This is a genomic window from Sodalis sp. RH20 (genome assembly GCF_047324205.1).
Lineage (GTDB): Bacteria > Pseudomonadota > Gammaproteobacteria > Enterobacterales > Enterobacteriaceae > Acerihabitans.
Map to the genome: position 1 here is coordinate 2,087,122 of NZ_CP178733.1, position 22,107 is coordinate 2,109,228.

Sequence of the window (22,107 nt, forward strand, 5' to 3'; positions counted from 1 at the left end):
ACTGCGCCAGAATTCGCGCCGGTAATTATCAGCGTTAGCATTGGCAAGTGCTAATGAAATAATTTGATCAATATCTCAATTTTTTGCTAATTTCTGTATTTATCGGTCTCGATGCGCATATAACAGACAATAAATAGGCGCTGCGGAATAGGAGGAAGAGACGGATACCAGGAGCGGGAATGCCGCCGGCAACGGCAACGGCCATGTTGCGGCGCGGGAAGGGCCGCCGCACGTCCGGTTTGCAGGGGCTTAAACCCGCTTCATGGCGACGATAAACAGGCGCGGGAACGCCAGCAATACCTTGCCGTCGGCGCGCGCCGGATAAGCGTTAACCAGCGCCTGTTGATAGCGTGCGATAAACGACGCCTGCAGCGCATCGTCCAGCCGCTCCAAGAACGGGCGCAGGCCGGTGGCGCGCAGCCATTCCACGATCGCCCCCGCCGACGGCATGACATGGAAATAGGTGGTGCGCCAGATATCCACCGATAGCGCATCGGGCGCCAGCAGATCATAATAATCCCGCGCGCTTACTATCTTTACCCGGATACCCGCCGCATCGCCGATATGCTGCCGCCAGGGCGCTTCCTGAGCGATACGCCGCATTTCGCTGTGACTGGGCTCCTCACGGTTATCCGGCATTTGCACCGCCAGGCAGCCGCCCGGCGCCGTCATGGAAAACAGCCGGGGAAACAGGGTCTCATGGTCCGGCACCCATTGCAGCGAAGCGTTGGCGTAAATAATGTCCTGAGCGGCGTCCGGCCGCCAGGCGGTGATATCCTCCTGGCTGAACCGGCACTGCGGCAGGCGCGCGCGCGCGTTGCCCAGCATGGCGGCCGAACTGTCGATACCGGTTATCACCGCCTGCGGAAAGCGCTCATGCAGCCCCTGGGTGGAGTTGCCGGGGCCGCAGCCGAGATCCGTTATCCGCGCAGGCGACGTCAGCGGAATGCGCGACAGCAGTTCAAGCGCCGGGCGGGTTCTCTCCGCCTCGAATTGTCGGTAAAGGGTGGGATTCCAATCTGTCATGGCGCGGTCCTCATCAATTAACGCCCCCGGCGGGCAAAACGCTCACGGTTCTCGCTACGGGCAATGTCGGATTTTTTCAGCGCTACGTAGCAGGCGCCGGCGCCGCCGTGGCAGGCCTGCGCGCTGCAAAACGCCTGTACTTGGTCAAACTGCGCCAGCCAGCGCGCCACGAAGCTGCGCACAATATTGGCATGACTGTCGTGATTACGCCCTTTCCCGTGAATAATCAATACCGTGCGCACGCCCGCGCGTTGCAGGCGCAGCATAAAGGCAAACAGATTCAGCCGGCAGGTCTCCACGGGCGCGCGGGTCAGGTTCAGGGTGGCCTCGATGGGATAGCGGCCGCCGCGCAGCTTATCAAGCACACCTTGCTGAATGCCGTCCCGCTTATAACTCAGGGGAAGATCGAGCGGGATGACGTCATGCAGGGCGGTGACAAGGAAATTATCGACAGCGTCGTCTGGCCGGCGCCTCGCCACCGGGGGTTTATGCCGCAGGAAAACCACGTTGGCCGGATCCTTTAGCGGTTTGACATCGTCCATGGCCTCTTTAAACAGATCTTCATCATTACAGGTCATTGTTGTCACTCGCGCTTACCGGGGCGACCGGTTTCGCCCTGGTGTTAATCAGTCACACATCACTTGCAGTACCGGTTTACTATAGACCGGCGGCGGCGTAATTTCACGGCCGGTCTATTTTCCTCCCCGACGGCGGCGGCCGCTCAGAGAGACGCGAAGGCGCGGCCGATCATCCTGGCCGACGCGGCGTAGGCCCGCTGTTCCTCAGGCGCCAGCGTCACCGGCAGCGTGCGCTCAATGCCCCCGGCCCCGACGATGGCCGGTTGGCCGATATACACCCCTTCCCGCTCATCCCACGCCGACACCGGGAATACGGTCTGCCCGTCGGACAGCACCGCGTCCACCAGCCGCGCCGTGGCGGTGCCGATGCCGAAACTGGTCCAGCCCTTGCCCTGCAGAATTTCCCAGCCCCCTGCGCGCACCTGATCTTTCATTGCCGCCAGATCGGGCTGTTTATCGCCGGCCCATTCGCTGACCGGCAGCCCGCCGATGCGCACGGTGCTCCAGGCGACAAATTGGGATTCGCCGTGTTCGCCCATCACGTAGCCGCTGACGCTTTTGGGATCCACCGCGAAAAACTCGCCGACCACCCTTTTCATACGCGCGGTATCCAGCGACGTGCCGGTGCCGAACACCCGTGATGCCGGCAGGCCGCTTTCCCGCTGGATGACGGCGGCAATCACGTCGCAGGGATTGGTGATACTGATAATGACGCCGCTAAAACCGCTCGCCATGATGCGCGGCACCACCTGCGAGACCGTGGCGCTGGTTTCCACCAGCTCTTCCATCCGGTCTTCACGCAAAAGGGTCGTCGGCCCGATCGCCATGACCACCACCCGCGCCCGCTGCAGCGCGGCATAATCATTAACGACGATATGCACCCTGGACGCGACCAGGGACGCCATATCGCGCAGTTCCAGCCCCTGGCTGCGCGCCTTGGCCTCATTAGTGTCGATTAAGACGATTTCGTCGCACAGTCCCTGGGTCACCAGGGAAAATGCCGTATCGGCCCCCACATGGCCCGCGCCGATAATGCCTACTGTCCGCCCCATAGCTGTTATCCCCTGATGTTAAAGGTGTTTCATCCCCGTGTTTTTTTTTACCTTACACCTTTTAAAACGCAAAACCCACCGGCAAAATGTCCCCCGCGCCCGGGATATTTTAGCTAAATGTGCACCAGGGTCGCTGGACACTTTATCATCGACACCAATTGATGGTAAAATTGACCCAAATCAAGTAATGCATGAGCGGCGAGATATGATCATCCAGGAAAAGCGTATTATCAGACGAATCCAGTCTGGCGGTTGTGCGATCCACTGTCAGGATTGTAGTATCAGCCAATTATGTATTCCTTTTACCCTCAATGAGCACGAGCTGGACCAGCTCGACAATATCATCGAGCGCAAAAAACCCATTCAGAAGGGCCAGGCGCTGTTCAAGGCCGGCGACGAGCTTAAATCGCTCTACGCCATCCGTTCCGGCACCATCAAAAGCTACACCATCACCGAGCAGGGCGACGAGCAGATTACCGGCTTTCATCTGGCGGGCGATCTGGTGGGCTTCGACGCCATCGGCGCCGGCCAGCATCCCAGCTTCGCCCAGGCGCTGGAAACCTCGATGGTATGCGAGATCCCCTTTGAAACCCTCGACGACCTGTCCGGCAAGATGCCCAACCTGCGCCAGCAGATGATGCGGCTCATGAGCGGCGAAATTAAGGGCGATCAGGATATGATCCTGCTGCTGTCTAAAAAGAACGCCGAGGAACGGCTGGCGGCTTTTGTCTATAATCTGTCGCGGCGTTTTGCCCAGCGCGGCTTCTCACCCCGTGAATTTCGCCTGACCATGACCCGGGGCGATATCGGCAACTATCTCGGCCTGACCGTCGAGACCATCAGCCGCCTGCTGGGCCGGTTCCAGAAAAGCGGCATGCTGGCGGTGAAAGGTAAATACATCACCATTGAAGACGGCGAAGCGTTGTCGGAGCTGGCCGGCACGCCGCAAAAGGTAAGTTGATAACAAGCATTTAGCCTCCGGCCGGGGACATAATTTTCTATTTTATTGATCCGGCTTCACTTCTCTTCTGTCCGTGATTGTTCCAATGAGTTACTCTTATTTTAACATTCTGTGGCATTACAGAAATGAAGGAGTCTCTTAATGGCCAAGTATCGCAATTTATTAGTCGCAATCGATCCTAACCAGGATGATCAGCCCGCCCTGCGCCGGGCCGTGTATCTGGTGCATCAATTGGGCGGTTCCATCAAAGCCTTCCTGCCCATCTATGATTTTTCCTACGAAATGACCACGCTGCTCTCCCCCGACGAACGCACCGCGATGCGCCAGGGCGTCATCAGCCAGCGTACCGCCTGGATAGAGGAGCAGTGCCAGCACTACTTGAGCAGCGGCGTGCCCATCGAAATCAAGGTGGTGTGGCATAACCGTCCGTTCGAAGCCATTATCCAGGAAGTCATCGCCCATAAACACGACCTGGTGCTGAAAATGGCCCATCAGCACGACAGGTTTGAATCAGTGATATTTACCCCGACAGACTGGCATTTGCTGCGCAAATGCCCCTGCCCGGTCTGGATGGTGAAGGATCAGCCGTGGCCGGAAGGCGGCAAGGCGCTGGTGGCGGTCAATCTCTCCGGCGAGGAGCCGTATCACGATCCCCTGAACATCAAGCTGGTCACCGAAACCCTGGCCCTGGCGAAACAGGTGAACCAGACCGAGGTTCATTTGGTGGGCGCCTACCCGGTCACGCCCATTAATATCGCCATTGAACTGCCGGATTTTGATCCCAGCGTCTATAACGACGCCATTCGCGGCCAGCATTTGATCGCGATGAAAAGCCTGCGCCAGAAATTCCAGCTGGATGAAAAATTCACCCATGTGGAAAAAGGCCTGCCGGAGGAAGTCATTCCCGATCTGGCCGAGCATCTGGATGCCGGTGTGGTGGTGCTGGGCAGCATCGGCCGCACCGGGTTTTCCGCCGCGTTCATCGGCAATACCACCGAATTGGTGATCGATCATCTGAAATGCGATTTGCTGGCTATCAAGCCGGACGACTATGTCTCGCCGGTGACGCTGGAAGGCGGCGATAAGTACGAATAAAGATCGGCGTGGGTTATTGGCTTATGCCGCCAATGCTCCCGTTATGCACCGGCCCGGTTATGCGCTCCAGGCGCAACCGGGCCTCGATCCGCTCCCGGCGGCTCGTGCCGGGGTCATTGGCGCCGTCAGCGCGCTTTATGCCGGGTTAAATGTCGCTTTACGCATTGCATTTATGCAGAAATTGCGTTGCTGTTGCCTTGGTGGACGGGACGTTGCATCAAGATACCGACAGTCGATAGTTTCCCCGAAACATGCCTGCTTCCATAAATAAAAAACACCATGTCATGCAGACTATGGTGTTGACGTTGATCCGGCATAGAGTGCGCTGGCTTTGCAAATCACGGCTGGATGAGCCGCCGGGAGCGGCGAAAGGACGGGCTGCGCCTGGAGCGCATCCCGTACGGTCCAAAGCTGTGATGCAGTGAAGCCAGGGACCGCGCAGCGGCGCGCGATCTGCCGGACGCACGGAGGTTAAGGAGGGCCAGGCGTATGGCCCTCCTTATCGCTTGCCTGCGCCCGGCTAAGCATATAGTCACCCAACGGATGGCAAGCGAAACCTTCACTGGCGCACCATAAAACACCGAGCAAGCGAAACCTTCTCGGCACTATCCCATCACATCATAACGCGCGCAAGATCGCCTCGACGCTGGCCTTGGCATCGCCAAACAGCATCTGGGTGTTTTCCTTGAAGAACAGCGGATTCTGCACCCCGGCGTAGCCGGTGTTCATGGAGCGCTTAAACACGATCACATTCTGCGCTTTCCACACTTCCAGTACCGGCATCCCCGCAATCGGACTGCGCGGATCTTCCTGCGCCGCCGGGTTAACGGTATCGTTGGCGCCGATCACCAGCACGGTGTCGGTGCTGCTGAAATCCTCGTTGATCTCATCCATTTCCAGCACCACATCGTAAGGCACCTTGGCTTCCGCCAGCAGCACATTCATATGCCCGGGCAAACGCCCCGCCACCGGATGGATGCCGAAGCGGACCTTGATGCCGCGGGCAATCAGCTTGGCGGTGATATCATGCACCGGATACTGGGCCTGCGCTACCGCCATGCCGTAGCCGGGGGTGATAATGACGGTACTCGAGCCTTTTAACAGCTCGGCCACTTCTTCCGCCGTGGTTTCGCGATATTCGCCCATCTCGGTTTCTTCGCCGCCGCCGGAGCCGTCGGTGCCGAACCCGCCGGCAATCACGCTCAGGAACGAGCGGTTCATGGCTTTACACATGATATAGGACAGGATCGCCCCCGATGACCCTACCAGGGCGCCGGTCACGATCAGCAAGTCGTTGCTGAGCATAAAACCCGCCGCCGCCGCCGCCCACCCCGAATAGGAGTTCAGCATCGACACGACCACCGGCATATCGGCCCCGCCGATGGAAGCCACCAGGTGCCAGCCGAACACCAGCGCGATAATGGTCATCAGCAGCAGCGCGATGGATTGCAGGGCGACGCTTTCGGTCCTGACAAACAGCACCAGCAGCAGGAACGACACGACCAATGCCGCCAGGTTCATATGATGGCGGTACGGCAACATCAGCGGGCGCGAGGAAATTTTACCGCGCAGTTTGCCAAACGCCACAATCGAACCGGTAAAGGTGACCGCACCGATAAAGATGCCTAAAAACACTTCGGTCAGATGGATATTTTCCATCACCGCATTGATGATATCGCCATGATCGAGATAGCTGTTAAAGCCCACCAGGACAGCGGCCAGGCCGACAAAGCTGTGGAGGATGGCCACCAGTTCGGGCATTTCGGTCATTTCGACCTTACGCGCCAGGTAAACCCCGATGCTGCCGCCTATCACCATGGCGACGATGATCCAGCCGACATTGCCGGCATGGGGGCCAAAAATGGTGGCGATAAGCGCAATCGCCATCCCGCTGACACCAAACAGATTGCCCTGCCGTGAGCTTTCGTGTTTGGACAACCCCGCCAGGCTGAAAATAAATAAAATAGCGGCAACTATATACGCCGCCGTCACTAATCCTTCAGACATGGGTTTACCCCTTAATTTTTACGGAACATTTTCAGCATGCGCTGAGTCACGGTGAAGCCACCGAAAATATTGATACTGGCAATCAGCACGGCGATAAAGGAAAGGAAAGACACCCATCCGCCATGGCCGATTTGCAGCAGCGCACCAACAACAATTATCCCGGAAATAGCGTTGGTTACCGACATCAGCGGCGTGTGCAACGCGTGACTCACGTTCCAAACAACGTAATAACCCACGATACAGGCCAGGGCAAACACGGTGAAATGCGACAGGAAATCACGCGGCGCCACGTTGGCCAGCCAGCCGAATAAAATAATCGCCAGCGCAATCAGGCCATATTTCAGGGCCGGCGAACTGGGTTTGGCAACCGGTTTCGGCAGCGGAGCGGCGGTCGGCTTCTGCGGCTGGGCGGAAACCTGGATCGGTGGAGCCGGCCAGGTCAGTTCGCCGTCTTTGACTACCGTGACGCCGCGAATGACCGTATCGTCGAAGTCCACCAGGATCTCGCCGTTTTTTTCTTTGCACAGCAGTTTCAGCAGGTTGACCAGGTTGGTGCCGTAGAGCTGGGAGGACTGGGTCGGCAAACGGCTCGGCAGATCGGTATAACCGATAATCCGCACGCCGTTATCGGTAACGGTGATGGTATCGGCCACGGTCAGCTCGCAGTTGCCGCCGGTTTGCGCGGCCAGGTCGACAATCACGCTGCCCGGTTTCATCGAGGCGACCATCTCTTTGGTGATAAGCTTCGGCGCCGGCCGGCCGGGGATCAGCGCGGTGGTGACAATGATATCCACATCCTGCGCCTGGGCGGCGAACAACGCCATTTCGGCCTTGATAAACGCCTCAGACATCACTTTGGCATAACCGTCGCCGCTGCCCGCCTCTTCTTCAAAATCCAGCTCAAGGAATTCCGCGCCCATGCTCTGGACCTGCTCCTTGACTTCGGGACGGGTATCGAAGGCGCGCACTATGGCGCCCATGCTGCCCGCCGCGCCGATGGCGGCAAGCCCGGCGACGCCCGCGCCGATAATCATCACTTTGGCCGGCGGTACTTTACCCGCCGCCGTAATCTGGCCGGTGAAAAAACGGCCGAATTCATGGGCGGCTTCCACTATGGCGCGGTAACCGGCGATATTGGCCATGGAGCTCAGGGCGTCCAGGGACTGCGCGCGGGAAATGCGCGGCACCGAATCCATCGCCATTGCGGTGATCTTGCTGGCGCTGAGTTTTTCCAGCAGCGCAGGATTCTGCGCCGGCCAGATAAAACTGACCAGTGTGCTGCCCGGTTTGATGAGCGGGATTTCATCATCCAGCGGCGCATTGACCTTGAGGATGATATCGGATTGCCAGACATCGGCGGTATCTGTAACAGAGGCGCCGGCCGCCAGAAAGGCCGCGTCTTCAAAACTGGCCAGTTTGCCTGCGCCGCTTTCAATCGCCACGGTAAAGCCGAGTTTGAGCAACTGCTCTACCGTTTTGGGCGTTGCGGCAACGCGGGCCTCATTGGCCAGGCGTTCTTTTGGTACACCAATACGCATAGCTTTCCCTTTTTTAACCGTTTTTTTTGAAGATAACCGTCATCCTGACCCAAAAGTCAAATGTGTCATACGGTAGACCCTGGGATCACCCTACAAGAGCCACACAATAACCTACTGAAAATAGTTTCAGCGGTCTATATTTTGTGCGGACAAACAGCATTTTCCCCTAAAATTGGCGTACTGTTTGCCCCTGCTCAAGCAATTGTTATTCACAGTGACATAAATTGCTGAGACACTCACCATTATTACATGCCATAATCGCCAGCTAATCTGTTATACATCAACAGTTCAGCATGTTTAGCCTGAAAGCGTTTGTCGAAAGGATTTTTTATGAAGCTGAAGAACACATTTTTGGTCTCTGCGTTACTCACTTTGACGGCGTTATCCGCGCAGGCAGCCCAAGAGCTGACGCCGGAAAAAGCCGCCAGTCTGCAGCCGTTTGACCGGATTACGATTACCGGGCGGTTTAACGCCATTGGCGACGCCAACGATGAGATTTCGCGCCGCGCCGATGCCAAAGGCGCCTACGCCTATTATATCCAGGGCATTAACGACGCCAACAACAGCGGCAACTGGCGCGTCACCGCGGACCTGTATCATAAGGACGCCCCCGCCGCCTCGCAGGAAACCCAATACCGCTATTTTAACGGCGTAAAAGAACTGCCGCGCCAGGAAGCCAACCTGCTGGAACCGTATGACACCGTCAGCGTAAAAGGCTTTTTCCATAGCCAGCCTGATATCAACGACGCCATTTCCAAAGCCGCCCAGGCCAAGGGCGCGGCCTCATTCTTTATCGTGCGCCAAATTGACGCCAACGAAGGCGGCAATCAGTTTGTTACCGCCTACGTGTACAAAGCCGACGCCGCCAAGCGCGTAGTACAAAGCCCGGACGCCATCCCCGCCGATTCGCAGGCGGGTAAAGCCGCGCTGGCCGCCGGCGGCGCCGCCGCCGCCAAGGTCGAAATTCCCGGGGTGGCTTCCTCCGAGTCACCGAGTCGTACCGTCGGCCGGTTCTATGAAACGCAATCCACCACCGGCGGTCGTTACACTGTAACGCTACCCGACGGCACCAAAGTGCAGGAAGTCAATAAAATCACCGCGGCGCAGATGGTGCCTTTCGATTCCGTGACCTTCACCGGGCATTACAACAGTTCAACCGACGTGGCGCATGAAGTCGCCCGGCTCGGCGCGAAAAAAGGCGCCAAATATTATCATATTACCCGGCAATGGGAACAAAACCAGAGCGGCGGCAACCTGACCGTCAGCGCCGATTTGTTTAAATAGCGAATCCGCCGTCCGGCGTGTCGTTGGCAGGCCGGAATGCAGGACAATGAGAATGACGCGCAGCGCGATGGGCAAGGAAACTTGCCCATTTTTATTGGCTGCCGTCAGGCGGCGGGATTTTCGCTTACCAGCGGCAGCACCACGGACAATCGCTCGTCATGCTGGTTAAGCAACAGCTGCTCGCCAAATTCCTGCTGGATTGCGCCGAGCTGCGCGCGATCCAAGGAATACGGCAGCTTGATATCAAAGCGTCCGATACCCTGCTGCTGCGCCAGGGCAATCAGCCTGATGACATTGGTTTCATCATTGACCTGGGTGGACAGGACTTGCAGCGCCAGGGCCTTCAACTGCTCCTGCCGGGTTTGGACATGTTTCTGCGGGGTTTTAGTGACAATGCCGAAGATGGGCATTACGCCATAAATCGCGTCGATGAAACTCCAGCGTTTTTTGCAACTAGCCGAAAGATAATTCGTATAATCAAAGCAGAGTTTTTCGCCTTGACCGGCCGTCGCACGCAGATGATTAGCCATCTAGCCCGTTCCTCTCGTGACCAACCGAAGTTGAATGCCCGTGTTCGAAAAAGTGGCGATTATTATAGCATATCGCGATCAATAATAGGCGAATCAGCGCCAGATGCGCCCATCACTTAATGGTAAAATTTTGTGCCGCCGGTCCTCCCTTATCGCCGCCGCGGTTCGGCCGCCGGTAAATCGCACCGGTAAAAACCATTAACGCTTATCCGATGGCGCAACATCAATACAGGCGGTATGCTCATGGCGGCTACCGATAACCTTCACCTATTTTGAGCAGATTACTGGCGTTATGAACACGATCGTTTTTGTTGAAGATGATACCGAGGTCGGCAACCTGATTGCCGCGTGGCTAGGCAAACATGACTTCGAGGTAACCATAGAACCCCGCGGCGACCGGGCGCAGGAGGTGATAACCCGGCTTAACCCCGACCTGGTGCTACTGGATATCCTGTTGCCGGGCAAGGACGGCATGACCATCTGCCGCGATCTACGCCCGGTATACGAAGGTCCGATCGTGCTGCTGACCTCCCTGGACAGCGATATGAATCATATTCTGGCGCTGGAGATGGGCGCCAACGACTATATCCTTAAAACGACGCCGCCGGCGGTACTGCTGGCGCGCCTGCGCCTGCACCTGCGGCAGAATACGCTTATCCCGCGCCCCGCCGCGCAGACGCCGGCCACGACCGGCAGCGTGCTGCACTTCGGCCAGTTGAGCATCGATCTGATTAATCGCGAGGTGATTTTAGGGACCGAAACCATCCTGCTCTCGACCTCGGATTTCGAGTTGCTATGGGAGTTGGCCACCCACGCCGGCCATATTATGGACCGCGAGGCTTTGCTCAAAAACCTGCGCGGCGTCAGCTATGACGGTTTGGACCGCAGCATCGACGTGGCTATTTCCCGATTGCGGAAAAAACTTCATGACAACGCGCTGGAGCCGTTCCGGATTAAAACCGTGCGTAATAAAGGCTACCTGTTCGCACCGAATGCGTGGGAGAACGCCGGGTCATGAGGAAACTGTTCATTCAATTTTATCTGCTGCTGTTCGTCTGTTTTCTGGTCATGACCTTACTGGTCGGGCTGGTGTATAAGGTGACGGCCGAACGCGCCGGCAGGAAATCAATGGACGACCTGATGAAAAGCTCGATTTATCTGCTGCGCAACGAGCTGCGCGCCACGCCGCCGCGCGATTGGAATAAAACCATCAATAAGCTGGATCTTAACCTGTCGTTTCAATTGCATATTGAACCGCTGAAAAAGTACCAGTTGAATCCCCATGATGATCTGCGCCTTAGACGTGGCGAAATCGTCGCCCTGGACGATGAATACACTTTTATCCAGCGCATACCGCGCAGTAATTATGTGCTGGCGGTCGGCCCCATACCCTATCTGTTTTTTATTCATGAAATGCGGTTACTGGATTTGGCGCTGCTGGTCTTTATCGGACTCTCCCTGGCGTTTCCGGTATTTATCTGGATGCGGCCGCACTGGCAGGACATGCTGCGGTTAGAAACGGCGGCGCAGCGCCTGGGCGCAGGGTTCCTGGAAGAACGCATCCATTTCGACAGCGCATCAAGCCTGCTGCGTCTCGGCGTAGCTTTCAACCAGATGGCGGATAATGTTAATACCCTGATCGCCAGTAAAAAACAGCTTATCGATAATATCGCCCACGAGTTGCGCACCCCGCTGGTGCGGCTACGCTATCGATTGGCCATGAGCGAAGGACTGTCCACCGCGGAGCAGGAACGGCTGAATCATGATGTCAGCCAGCTGGAAGGCTTGATCGATGAGCTGTTAACCTTCGCCCGGCTCGACCGGCCCCAGGTCACGCTTAACCTGGCGCCCATGAACCTGCCCGCCTGGCTTACGGAAAAACTCAAGGACATCAGGTTATTGCATCCGGAACGTATTATCGGCCAGGAAATCACCGCCTCCGGCGATTTCGGCCAGGTCGATGCGCGGCTAATGGAACGGGTGCTGGATAATCTGGTGAATAATGCGCTGCGCTACAGCCGGGAAGCCGTTATGGTCCGGCTCGGCATCGAGCGAGGTTACGGCTTCCTGCAGGTTGACGACGACGGGCCGGGCATTCCCCAGGATGAGCGCCTGCGCGTGTTCGAGCCTTTCGTCCGTCTCGACCCCAGCCGCGACCGCAGCACCGGCGGCTGCGGGCTGGGTCTGGCGATCGTACGCTCCATCGCCCTGGCGCATGAAGGCCAGGTGGCGGTGAACGAGAGCCCGCTCGGCGGGGCCAGCTTTTTATACCGCTGGCCGGTTAACCAGGGCGCGCGCGACCCGCTGGCGCTGAAAAGCCTGCTGTAACCTGCGTGGCCGCGGGATGTCAGAAGATATCCGTGGTCGAGGTGGTGGATGGATATACGGAATTGTATGTTGTAACTAAAATACAGCGGCGAGGGTGGTACCTCTTTGTTTCTCCGCCTGTACATTCGGTTACACGCCGAAACCAAACACTCACGGACAACGCGGCTTTAAATCCTTATTGTGTCTTCACCGGCCCCGAATCGGGGTTGTAAATAGAAACCGCAATTCTGAGGATTTGACAATGAAGAAAGTACTTGCACTGGTTATTGCTGCCGCCATGGGATTGTCCACCGCTGCGTTTGCCGCCGATACCACTACGACTACCGCTCCTGCCGCGACGACCACCACCACGACTACCGCTGCACCGGCTAAAACCACCACGACTACTCACAAGAAACACGTGAAGAAAGTGAAAAAAGCAGCCCCTGCGCAAACTGCCCAGGCCGCTAAAAAACACGTGAAGAAAGTGAAGAAAGCCGCTCCGGCGCAGACTGCCCAGGCCGCTAAAAAACACGTGAAAAAAGTGCAGCATAAGAAAGCCGCTCCGGCCGCTGCCGCTGCCACCACGACCCCTGCATCATAAGATGCGCCGCGCCTGAACCTGGTTTAACGCCGTTCAGGCCGGAGTCGGAATATCATGGCTGTCAGAGCTGATGAAATAGTCATTTTAGCGCATTATTATTGACTCACCGACACCCGGTTCGCCGGGTGTCGGTTTCTTAAGGCTTCGTCTATGCTGCGCCGATATAGGTATGAAATCATCCTGGGTTGCCTGATTATTTGCGCCGTTGTCAGCACCTTCTTTTTTATTTAAGTCCCTTCCCTTGCCCAGCGCCTGCGTATTTTCCGCCTTAACGGCGATCTGTTTTAGCGTGCTGAAACACAACGATTTTTCTCTGTATTCCCCTATTTATAAGCTATATTGAGATAATATTTTTTCATGGATGATATCAGCACTTATCATAAGGCAAGCTTGTATATGCGTATTGTTCCGCTGTTGCTGTGGTGTTTGTTGCCTCTCGCTACCTTTAACGCCGCATCGGCCGGACTGAGTAAAGAACAGAAGGCGCTGTTTTTCGGCCATGACCACCGCCAGGCCATCACCCAGCCGGATGAATGGCCGTGGCAGGCCATCGGACAGGTGGAAACCGCCAGCGGCAATCTCTGCACCGCCACTCTGATTTCGCCGCACCTGGCGCTGACAGCCGGTCATTGCGTGCTGACCGCGGGCGGCGTTATTGATAAAGCGGTGATGTTGCGTTTCGTGGCGGAAAACCAGCTCTGGCGTTATCAGACCAGCGCCATTGATACATTGGTCGATAAACAGCTGGGTCAACGCCTGAAACCCTCCGGCGACGGCTGGATCGTGCCGCCCGATGCGGCCGCATTGGATTTCGCCCTTATCCGCCTGACCAAAACATTTAAAAAAATCAAACCACTGCCGCTGTGGCAGGGCGACCATCAGGAACTGACCCTGCAGCTAAAGCAGGCCAATCACCAGGTCACCCAGGCCGGATATCCCGAGGATCACCTGGATACGCTCTATCGTCATCAGGATTGCCTGGTGACCGGCTGGGCGCAGTCGGAGGTGTTATCCCATCGCTGCAACACCCTGCCGGGCGACAGCGGTTCGCCGTTGATGCTGTATACCCTTACCGGCTGGCGTTTAATCGCAATCCAGAGTTCCGCCCCGCTGGGCAAGGACCGTTATCGGGCGGATAACCGCGCGCTGGCGGTGACCGCCATTCAGGATGGCCTGTCGGCATTGGCCGACAAACCGGGGAAAACCTTGGCGAAGTGAAGGATTTTCAGCGTAGCCCGTTACATTTCCCGATTAACCCGCTATCTGTTCCATCGCCTGCAAGATGCGTTTTTCCGAGACGGGATAAGGCGTGCCGAGCTGCTGGGCAAAATAGCTGACCCGCAGTTCCTCAATCATCCAGCGGATTTCCCTGACATCCTCATCTTCGCGCCGCAGCGGCGGCAGCTTGTCCAGCCACTGACGCCAGGCTTGCTGCACCTGCTCGACTTTCAACATCTGGGCGCGATCGCGATGCACATCGTTGGGCAGTTTTTCCAGGCGGCGTTCCAGGGCCTGCAGATAACGCAGCGTATCGGGCAGCCGTCGCCAGCCGTTGCCGGTGACGAAACCGCGATAAACCAGGCCGCCCAGCTGCGCCTTGATGTCCGACAGCGCCAGGGCCAGACTGATATCCACCCGTCCTTTCAGGCGTTTATTGATGGCGAACACCGCCGTCAGGATTTGCTCCACCTGCCCGGCAATCTCCACCACCGTCGGGTTCAGGTTGGCGCGCACGTATTCCTGCAGTTCGGCAAACTGCTCCTCGCGCCAGACCAGGCCGCCGCGCTGCTCGATAAGCTTGTCGACGCCGCAGGTAATGCAGTCGTCAATCAGCTCCATCACCTTGCCGAATGGATTGAAATACAGCCCCAGCTTGGCTTTGTTAGGCAATTTTTCATGCAGGTATTTTATCGGCGAGGGGATATTGATCAGCAACAGGCGCCGGATGCCCTGCCACATCGCCCGGCGCTGATCGTGCTCGGTTTCAAACAGGCGGATAGCCACGCTGTCTTTTTCATCCACCAGCGCCGGATAAGCCTTGAGCGAATAGCCGCCTCTTTTTTGCTCATAGCGCTCGGGTAAATCGCCAAAGCTCCACAGATGTAAATCACGCTGCTCCAGGCCGTCGTCGGCCACGGCGGAAAGGGTTTGCTGCACATTGTCTTTTAGCTGCAGCTTCAGCGCGTCGAGATCCCGGCTTTCTGCCAGCGTCTTATGTTTATCATCCACCACCCGGAACGAGATTTTCAGATGATCCGGCACCTGATCCCACTGCCAGGCGTCGCGATAGATGCCCACCCCGGTCATGCGCTTGAGCTCGCGCTCCAGCGTATCGAGCAGCGGCCCGTCGGCGGGCGTGGCCCTGCCGAGAAAGGCTTCGGCGTAATTGGGCGCCGGCACAAAGTTACGCCGTAACGGCTTAGGCAGCGATTTAATCAGCGCAATGATAAGCTCCCGCCGCACGCCCGGGATCTGCCAGTCAAAACCGGCGGCGGTGACCTGGTTAAGTACCGGCAGCGGGATATGCACAGTGACGCCGTCCGCGTCCGCGCCGGGTTCGAACTGATAGCTGAGTTTTAATTTCAGATTGCCCTGGTGCCAAACGTTGGGGTAATCCAGGGCGCTTATCGCATCCGCGCCCGGATTGATCAGCATGCTTTTTTCAAAGTTAAGCAGATCAGGGTCCTGTTTGGCCGCGTCTCGCCACCAGCTGTCAAAATGCCGCGCCGAGACCACCTCCGCGCCGATGCGCCGATCGTAAAAGGCAAACAGCGTCTCGTCATCCACCAGGATATCGCGGCGGCGTGATTTATGCTCCAGCTCCTCCACCTCCGTCAACAGCTTGCGGTTGGCATGGAAAAACGCGTGCCGGGTCTGCCACTCGCCGGCCACCAGCGCGAAACGAATAAACAGTTCACGGCACAGCGCCGGATCGATAGCGCTGTAATTGACCTTGCGGCCGGCCACGATGGGCAGCCCCAGCAAGGTGACTTTCTCCACCGCCATCACCGATCCGGCCGCCTTTTCCCAATGCGGCTCGCTGTAGCTGCTTTTAACCAGATGCGGGGCCAGCGGCTCTATCCATTCCGGATCGATGCGCGCGGCAATGCGCCCCCACAGCCGGGTGGTCTCCACCAGTTCGGCCACCATGGTCCATTTAGGCGGTTTTTTAAACAGCCCCGAACCGGGGTAAATGGCAAAACGGGCGTTGCGCGCGCCGGTGTATTCTTGTTTTTCAGCGTCCTTTTGCCCGATATGGGACAGCAGGCCCGACAACAGGGCGCAGTGCAGGCCGCGATAATCCGCGGGCTGGGTATTGACCGGCAGCCCGAGGGTTTTTACCGTCTGTCGCAGCTGGGTATAGACATCCTGCCATTCGCGTACCCGCAGGTAGCTGAGGAAATCGACCCGGCACTGACGGCGAAACTGGCTGGAGGACAGCGTCTTCTGCTGTTCCTGCACATAATCCCACAATTTGACGAAGGCGATAAAATCCGATTCTTTATCGGCGAAACGGCGGTGTTTTTCGTCGGCGGCCTGTTTTTTATCCATCGGCCGCTCGCGCGGATCCTGGATGGACAACGCGGCGGCGATCACCATCACCTCGCGCACGCAGGCATTATTACGCGCTTCAAGCACCATCCTGGCCAGCCTGGGGTCGAGCGGCAGCTGCGCCAGCTGGCGGCCCAGCGGGCTAAGCCGGTAGCCGCGCGCGGATTCTGCCTCCAGCGCCCCCAGCTCCTCCAATAACCGCACGCCGTCCTGGATTTGCCGCTTGTCCGGCGCTTCCACAAACGGGAAGGCGGCGATATCGCCAAGGCCGAGCGCGGTCATCTGCAGGATGACCGAGGCCAGATGGGTGCGCAGGATTTCAGGATCGGTAAATTCCGGCCGGGAGAGAAAATCCTGTTCTGAATACAACCGGATGCAGATACCGTCGGATATGCGGCCGCAGCGCCCTTTGCGCTGGTTGGCGGAGGCCTGCGACACCGCCTCGATGGGCAGCCGTTGCACCTTGGTGCGGAAACTGTAGCGGCTGATGCGCGCGGTGCCGGGGTCGATAACATATTTAATGCCGGGCACGGTCAACGAGGTTTCCGCCACATTGGTCGCCAGCACGATACGCCGGCCGCTGTGGGACTGGAATACCCGGTTCTGTTCGCTATTGGACAGGCGGGCGTACAGCGGCAGCACCTCGGTATGGGGCAGGTTGAGCTTGCTCAGGCCATCGGCGGTATCGCGGATTTCACGCTCGCCGCTCATAAAGATCAGAATATCCCCCGGCGCCTCGTGGCTGAGTTCATCCACCGCGTCGAAAATGGCCTGGGACACATCACGGTCGCCGTCCTCCTCGCTCTCCACCACCGGACGGTAGCGCACCTCCACCGGATAAGTGCGTCCGGAAACCTCGATAATCGGCGCGTTGTTAAAATGGCGCGAAAAGCGCTGCGGGTCGATGGTCGCGGATGTGATAATCACCTTTAAGTCCGGACGTTTCGGCAATAGCTGATGCAGATACCCGAGGATAAAATCGATATTCAGGCTGCGTTCATGCGCTTCGTCGATAATCAGGGTGTCGTACTGCAGCAGTTGCCGATCCTGCTGTATTTCCGCCAGCAGGATACCGTCGGTCATCAGCTTGACCAGCGTGTTGTCGCTTATCTGATCGTTAAAACGCACCTTATACCCCACCGCCCCGCCCAACGGCACCGCCAGCTCCTGGGCGATGCGATCGGCCACGCTGCGCGCCGCCAGGCGCCGGGGCTGGGTATGGCCGATGAGACCGGTGATGCCGCGCCCCAGCTCCAGGCAGATCTTGGGGATCTGGGTGGTCTTGCCGGAGCCGGTTTCACCGGCGACAATCACCACCTGGTTATCGCGGATGGCCTGGAGAATATCCTGGCGTTTCTGGCTGACCGGCAGATTTTCCGGATAGGTTATGGCCGGGCGGGCGGCCAGGCGGTTTGCCGCGCGCTGCGCGGACGCCTGGATATCGGCGGCGATTTGCTCGGCGATAGCGGTCTGCGCCTCGGGCCGGGTGACTTTTTGCGCCCCCTGCAGACGGCGACGTAAAACTGTTTTATCGCGGAGCATAACCGACTCCAGCGAAGCGGACAGTGCCGCCAGCGATGACTTCACGATACCTTTCCTTATACTGCGACCGGATACAGGCGCTGTTCCGGCCCGAATAGAATGTGCTTATGCCGTTAGTTTACCATATCCCCGGCGCCGGCTTTAGCCGCCTTTCCCATCGTTCAGGAAATTCGAACAAACAGCTCGAAATATTGCGCTATCACTGCGGGAGGATAATCAATAGAGTGTTTCTCAACGCCTAAGGGTTAATGACCTATTGAATTATAAGGAACATCTGATGAGCAAAGTATTAATTCTTAAATCGAGTATTCTTGCCACGTTTTCCCAGTCCAACCAGCTGGCCGACTTCTTTATCGAACAATGGCAAAAAAACCACAGCGGCGACGAGATTACGGTACGCGACCTGGCCGCGCAGCCGGTACCGGTGCTGGACGGCGAGCTGGTCGGCGCCCTGCGCCCGGCCGACGCGACCCTGACGCCCCGCCAGCAGGAAGCGTTGGATTTATCCGATGAATTGATCAATGAGCTGCAGGCCAACGACGTGATCGTCATTGCCGCGCCGATGTACAACTTCAACATCCCTACCCAGTTAAAGAATTATATTGACCTGATTGCGCGCGCCGGCGTGACCTTTCGCTACAGCGAACAAGGCCCTGAAGGCCTGGTAAAAAACAAAAAAGCGGTGGTGCTGACCACCCGCGGCGGTATCCATAAAGACACCCCCAGCGATCTGGTGACGTCCTATCTGCGCCTGATGCTGGGCTTCCTCGGCATCACCGACGTGGAATTCGTGTTTGCCGAAGGCGTGGCCTACGGTCCGGAAGTGGCGGGCAAAGCCCAGGAAGACGCTAAAGCCGCCATCAGCCAGTTTATCGCCGCCTGATGCCGTGACGGCGGCCATGATGGGTAAGGTCTTCAAGACACCCTGCATCCCGACGTCCCTGGAATACAATCCGCGCGCGGCGCCCTGGCCATCAGTGACGCTGCACGCTTACAGAGTGCAAAAGCGCATCCCGGATGCGCTTTTTTATTTGGCCGGCACGCAAGGCTGCGTCTGCGTGTCCTGGCACAGCGTCGGCTGCAGCAGCGCCACGCTCTGTTTGTCCGCCTTGATGGTAATGTCGTGTTCGATTTTCACGTTCATGTTAATGGTAATCGGTTCGCTGGGCATCGCCAGCTCAATGCGCGGCACGCAGGCGGCGGCGCCCAGCGTCAACAGCAGGCCGGCCAGCTTATATCCTGTGTTCATCTCTCTCTCCTTGCTGCCCCGGCGGGGACGGTGCCGGCCTGTTTTTCCAGGGCCTGCTCCACGTTGGTGCCAAAGCGCAGGCTGCGCCACAGCATGAAAATATTTTCCTGATGATGGTAATTCAACCTGACCTCGCGCTGGGCATTGATTTGCGGATTGGTGCCGATAAAATGCGCCAGTAAATCCAGCTCGCCGTCGCGGTTCACGTTGACATCCGCCCGCAGACGGCTGATTTCCATATAACGCAGCCAGTTGATGGCCGCGCCTGTGGCCAGGTTGCGGCTGCCGATGGCGTCGGCGAATTGTTTATCCAGTCGCAAAGCCATCCGGTTGTCGCCGGCGACCCAGCCGCCGCGGATATACCCCGCCCGATCGCTAAAATGCAGCGGCAGCTCGCCGCTGACACGGCCGGAGAGGGCAAACTGTTTAGGTTTAAGCGCGGTAATCAGTTCGCTCATCTCAATGGATTTGACGCTGAGCACCGCGGCGTCGCGCTGAGGCAGGCTTAGCGGCGTAAGGTGGATCTTGCCGCCCAGCGCGTCCACATCCACGCCGGTGAGCGTCAGCGGACGACGTTCATCATAAGGGTAATACCCCTGTAGTCCTATCGCCAGGTTATTCAGCGTCACCGGGGTGATAATCGTCGCGACACGCAGGCTGACCGGCTGTTTTACGCCCAGTTGCCAGCGCTGGTCCTGCAAACGATAAGAAAGCCCGAGCGCAACGCCCGACAGATGATTTTCGCCCACCCACACCTCTCCCTGGCCGACGGTGGCATGTCCGCCGGCCAGGAAGCCTTGGCCGATAGCGGCGGAAAACGCGCTTTGCGCGTTGAATTGCCCGTCGCGCAGGGTAATGCGCAAATCCGGCGCCAGTAAGGTCTGAAAGACCTTCAGCGGCTGTTTCGGCCACCAGGCCTGCCCGCGCAGTCGGTTGCCGTCCCAGCGGCCGTTCAGGCGCACCGGCCCGGTAACGCCGGCCTGAAGCTGGCCTTGCCACAGAAAATCCTGCGGCGTGGTGCCGGTGAAACGCAGCGTCATCACCGGCCGGGGCAAATAGCCGCCGCGGGCAATATCGATCCGGCGGGCATTGACCCGCAGCGCGCCGCTGAAGGCCGGATTATGCTCCCCACGGCGCCAGCGCAGCGGCGCCGTAAGCGCCAGGCGCGGGACGGCAACGCTGACCAGACCGTAGTGGATTTGATCGAGGCCGCTGGACAACTCCGTCAGTTCAATCTGGTCCGCCAGCCAGGATCCGCGTCCCGCGATATCCCACCGCGCCTCGAACGGCGTCAGGTTGCCCCCGCCCCAATAACGCCAGCGCCACTCGCCCTTATCGGGCAGGAAATCCAGCGCGCGGCCGTCCATATGCAGGGTGAAGTGCCCGTAATCCGGCACGTTAGCCTGTAAGATGGCCTGCAATCGCCCGCTGAGGCCCCGGGATGACACCTGCACGCCGGCCAGGGGCAGACGCGCGCTGTTAATGCTCAGCGCCTCGGAAATCAGTCCGGTGACGCGCAATAACGCCCCGGGCAGCAGCGCCAGGGTCGGATCGGTCAGCAATCCACGCAACTGGCCGGGAATCGACGCGCTTAACGAGAGCCCCCCCTGGTTAGCCGTGCCGGTAAAACGGAAATCCAGCGCATTGTCACTCAGGCGCAGCGGGCCGGGGCCGACGGTCAATACGGCATTGGCCCTGCCGCGCAGGCCCTGGGTCAGCATATTCATGCGCGCCGTTAATCCCAGCGCGTCGGGACCGTCCAGCCAATGCGCCAGGGTCAGGGCGATATTGCCCGATAGGGGCTGGGTGGCATAGGGCCAGCGCCACTCGCCGTCGGTAATCTGTAGGTCATCGCCGGCGATGCGCCAGGGCAAGCGCGCCAGCCTGATATCGGTTTGACCGTCGGTCACCAATAACGCCCCCTGCCGCTGCCGCCAGCTGATATCGGCGTTCACCGGCCTGCCGTCGGGCAAAACCAGGCCGGCGGTCAGTTCGCCCTGTTCCGGCGGCATCATCACCTGGGGCGACAACGTCATATCCCCGGTTAACCCGATGCGCAGCGCCCCGGATAATACCGCCGGTCGCGCGGGAAATAGCGGTGCCGGCTGGGGCGGCGCGGCTAACGACGCCGGCGCGGGGTTCTGTAAGCCGAAGGGCGCGTTGAAGACCGGCAGCGCCGGTAAGGCCCGCGGGGGCTGCGGCTGCGCGCCGGTAAACGTCAAGTCGCTTATCGACAGTTGACGATCGCGCAACGACAAGGCCAGGCGCAGATGTTCATTGTGGTAATATGCCCGGGTGCCGGCGGCAAGATGCTCCAGTTCCAGTCCGCCGGCATAGGCCTGCCAGGGCGCCACCGTCAGGCGGCCGATGCCGAGCGTAAAGCGCGGCAGAACCTGCTCGACGGCCGCCCAGGTCAGCGGCTCGCCGCTTTCTTCACGCGCGCGGGGCGCATTACAGGTGCTGTCCACCGTTACCTGGCCGGCGAGGATGCGCCATGCGCCGTCCTGGCGCCGGGCGCTGATATTCTGGCCGGTTATCCAGACGCAGGACGGACGGTTTAACGCAAAGCCGGGCAAAATCACCGTCCCCTGATGCCAGCGCGGCCGGCCGGTCAGGGTAATATCGACATCGGCGGGCAGCACCAACCGCGCCGCCACCGGCAGCCAGAGCGGTAAAAAAAACCACCCCACTGCCACCGACAGCCCAAGAAGCGCCAGCAGCAACAGGGCAACCGCTCCGGAACGGCTTAGAAAAAGGCCTGTGCGCCTGTATGCGCCTGATG

At 58.6% G+C, this 22,107-nt stretch carries 17 protein-coding genes; 8 read left to right on the forward strand and 9 right to left on the reverse strand.

Features of this window, described 5'->3' with window-relative positions; all coding sequences use genetic code 11:
* Positions 1-249: 249 nt before the first annotated feature.
* The 3 genes from tam to ACL2XM_RS09695 form a co-directional block, all read right to left on the reverse strand.
* A complete protein-coding gene (gene tam / locus ACL2XM_RS09685) occupies positions 250-1,026 on the reverse strand; it encodes a trans-aconitate 2-methyltransferase (RefSeq protein ID WP_413732799.1) in 777 nt (258 codons plus the stop codon).
* Between the two features lie 17 nt (positions 1,027-1,043).
* Entirely contained in the window at positions 1,044-1,604 is a 561-nt protein-coding gene (gene smrA, locus ACL2XM_RS09690) for a DNA endonuclease SmrA (protein WP_410015153.1), read from the reverse strand.
* A gap of 143 nt (positions 1,605-1,747) precedes the next feature.
* Positions 1,748-2,656: an L-lactate dehydrogenase gene (locus tag ACL2XM_RS09695; protein ID WP_413722819.1), complete on the reverse strand. Its 909-nt coding sequence runs from the start codon at positions 2,654-2,656 to the stop codon at positions 1,748-1,750.
* Positions 2,657-2,864: 208 nt separating this feature from the next.
* Between ACL2XM_RS09695 and fnr the strand changes: the two genes are divergently transcribed.
* Together fnr and uspE are read left to right on the forward strand one after the other, a co-directional pair.
* Positions 2,865-3,617, forward strand: coding sequence for a fumarate/nitrate reduction transcriptional regulator Fnr (fnr, locus tag ACL2XM_RS09700; RefSeq protein ID WP_331119250.1), 753 nt, complete (start codon positions 2,865-2,867; stop codon positions 3,615-3,617).
* A 141-nt stretch (positions 3,618-3,758) separates the two neighbouring features.
* Entirely contained in the window at positions 3,759-4,712 is a 954-nt protein-coding gene (uspE, locus tag ACL2XM_RS09705; protein ID WP_410015155.1) for a universal stress protein UspE, read from the forward strand.
* Positions 4,713-5,330: 618 nt separating this feature from the next.
* Here the strand turns inward: uspE and pntB are convergent.
* Both pntB and pntA read right to left on the reverse strand, forming a co-directional pair.
* Positions 5,331-6,719: a Re/Si-specific NAD(P)(+) transhydrogenase subunit beta gene (gene pntB / locus ACL2XM_RS09710; RefSeq protein ID WP_410015156.1), complete on the reverse strand. Its 1,389-nt coding sequence runs from the start codon at positions 6,717-6,719 to the stop codon at positions 5,331-5,333.
* Positions 6,720-6,730: 11 nt separating this feature from the next.
* Positions 6,731-8,257 carry a Re/Si-specific NAD(P)(+) transhydrogenase subunit alpha gene (gene pntA / locus ACL2XM_RS09715; protein WP_410015157.1) on the reverse strand — a complete coding sequence of 509 codons (1,527 nt, stop codon included), beginning with the start codon at positions 8,255-8,257 and terminating at the stop codon, positions 6,731-6,733.
* A gap of 330 nt (positions 8,258-8,587) precedes the next feature.
* Between pntA and ydgH the strand changes: the two genes are divergently transcribed.
* Positions 8,588-9,541 (forward strand): DUF1471 family protein YdgH, encoded by a 954-nt coding sequence (ydgH, locus tag ACL2XM_RS09720; protein ID WP_410015158.1) that lies wholly within the window; start codon positions 8,588-8,590, stop codon positions 9,539-9,541.
* Positions 9,542-9,645: 104 nt separating this feature from the next.
* On the opposite strand, the gene ACL2XM_RS09725 is transcribed toward ydgH, so the two are convergent.
* On the reverse strand, positions 9,646-10,071 hold the full coding sequence (locus ACL2XM_RS09725) for a hypothetical protein (protein WP_410015159.1): 426 nt from the start codon (positions 10,069-10,071) through the stop codon (positions 9,646-9,648).
* Positions 10,072-10,363: 292 nt separating this feature from the next.
* Between ACL2XM_RS09725 and rstA the strand changes: the two genes are divergently transcribed.
* The 4 genes from rstA to ACL2XM_RS09745 all read left to right on the forward strand — a co-directional run bounded on the left by rstA (position 10,364) and on the right by ACL2XM_RS09745 (position 14,200).
* Positions 10,364-11,089 (forward strand): two-component system response regulator RstA, encoded by a 726-nt coding sequence (rstA, locus tag ACL2XM_RS09730; protein ID WP_410015160.1) that lies wholly within the window; start codon positions 10,364-10,366, stop codon positions 11,087-11,089.
* Complete coding sequence (rstB, locus tag ACL2XM_RS09735; RefSeq protein ID WP_413732801.1) at positions 11,086-12,399, forward strand: two-component system sensor histidine kinase RstB; 1,314 nt, start codon at positions 11,086-11,088, stop codon at positions 12,397-12,399. The genes rstA and rstB overlap by 4 nt, the downstream gene beginning before the upstream one ends.
* 241 nt (positions 12,400-12,640) lie before the next feature.
* Positions 12,641-12,982, forward strand: coding sequence for an acid resistance repetitive basic protein Asr (asr, locus tag ACL2XM_RS09740; RefSeq protein ID WP_413722817.1), 342 nt, complete (start codon positions 12,641-12,643; stop codon positions 12,980-12,982).
* Positions 12,983-13,378: 396 nt separating this feature from the next.
* Complete coding sequence (locus ACL2XM_RS09745; RefSeq protein WP_413732803.1) at positions 13,379-14,200, forward strand: trypsin-like serine peptidase; 822 nt, start codon at positions 13,379-13,381, stop codon at positions 14,198-14,200.
* Between the two features lie 33 nt (positions 14,201-14,233).
* Here ACL2XM_RS09745 and hrpA read toward each other — a convergent pair whose 3' ends face one another.
* On the reverse strand, positions 14,234-18,121 hold the full coding sequence (gene hrpA, locus ACL2XM_RS09750; RefSeq protein ID WP_413732805.1) for an ATP-dependent RNA helicase HrpA: 3,888 nt from the start codon (positions 18,119-18,121) through the stop codon (positions 14,234-14,236).
* A 232-nt stretch (positions 18,122-18,353) separates the two neighbouring features.
* Here hrpA and ACL2XM_RS09755 point away from each other — a divergent pair, with 232 nt between their 5' ends.
* Positions 18,354-18,959 carry an FMN-dependent NADH-azoreductase gene (locus ACL2XM_RS09755; RefSeq protein ID WP_410015165.1) on the forward strand — a complete coding sequence of 202 codons (606 nt, stop codon included), beginning with the start codon at positions 18,354-18,356 and terminating at the stop codon, positions 18,957-18,959.
* Between the two features lie 144 nt (positions 18,960-19,103).
* Here ACL2XM_RS09755 and ACL2XM_RS09760 read toward each other — a convergent pair whose 3' ends face one another.
* Positions 19,104-19,325: a YnbE family lipoprotein gene (locus ACL2XM_RS09760; RefSeq protein ID WP_413732807.1), complete on the reverse strand. Its 222-nt coding sequence runs from the start codon at positions 19,323-19,325 to the stop codon at positions 19,104-19,106.
* On the reverse strand, positions 19,322-22,048 hold the full coding sequence (locus tag ACL2XM_RS09765; protein WP_413732809.1) for a YdbH family protein: 2,727 nt from the start codon (positions 22,046-22,048) through the stop codon (positions 19,322-19,324). The genes ACL2XM_RS09760 and ACL2XM_RS09765 overlap by 4 nt, the downstream gene beginning before the upstream one ends.
* Positions 22,049-22,107 lie beyond the last annotated feature (59 nt).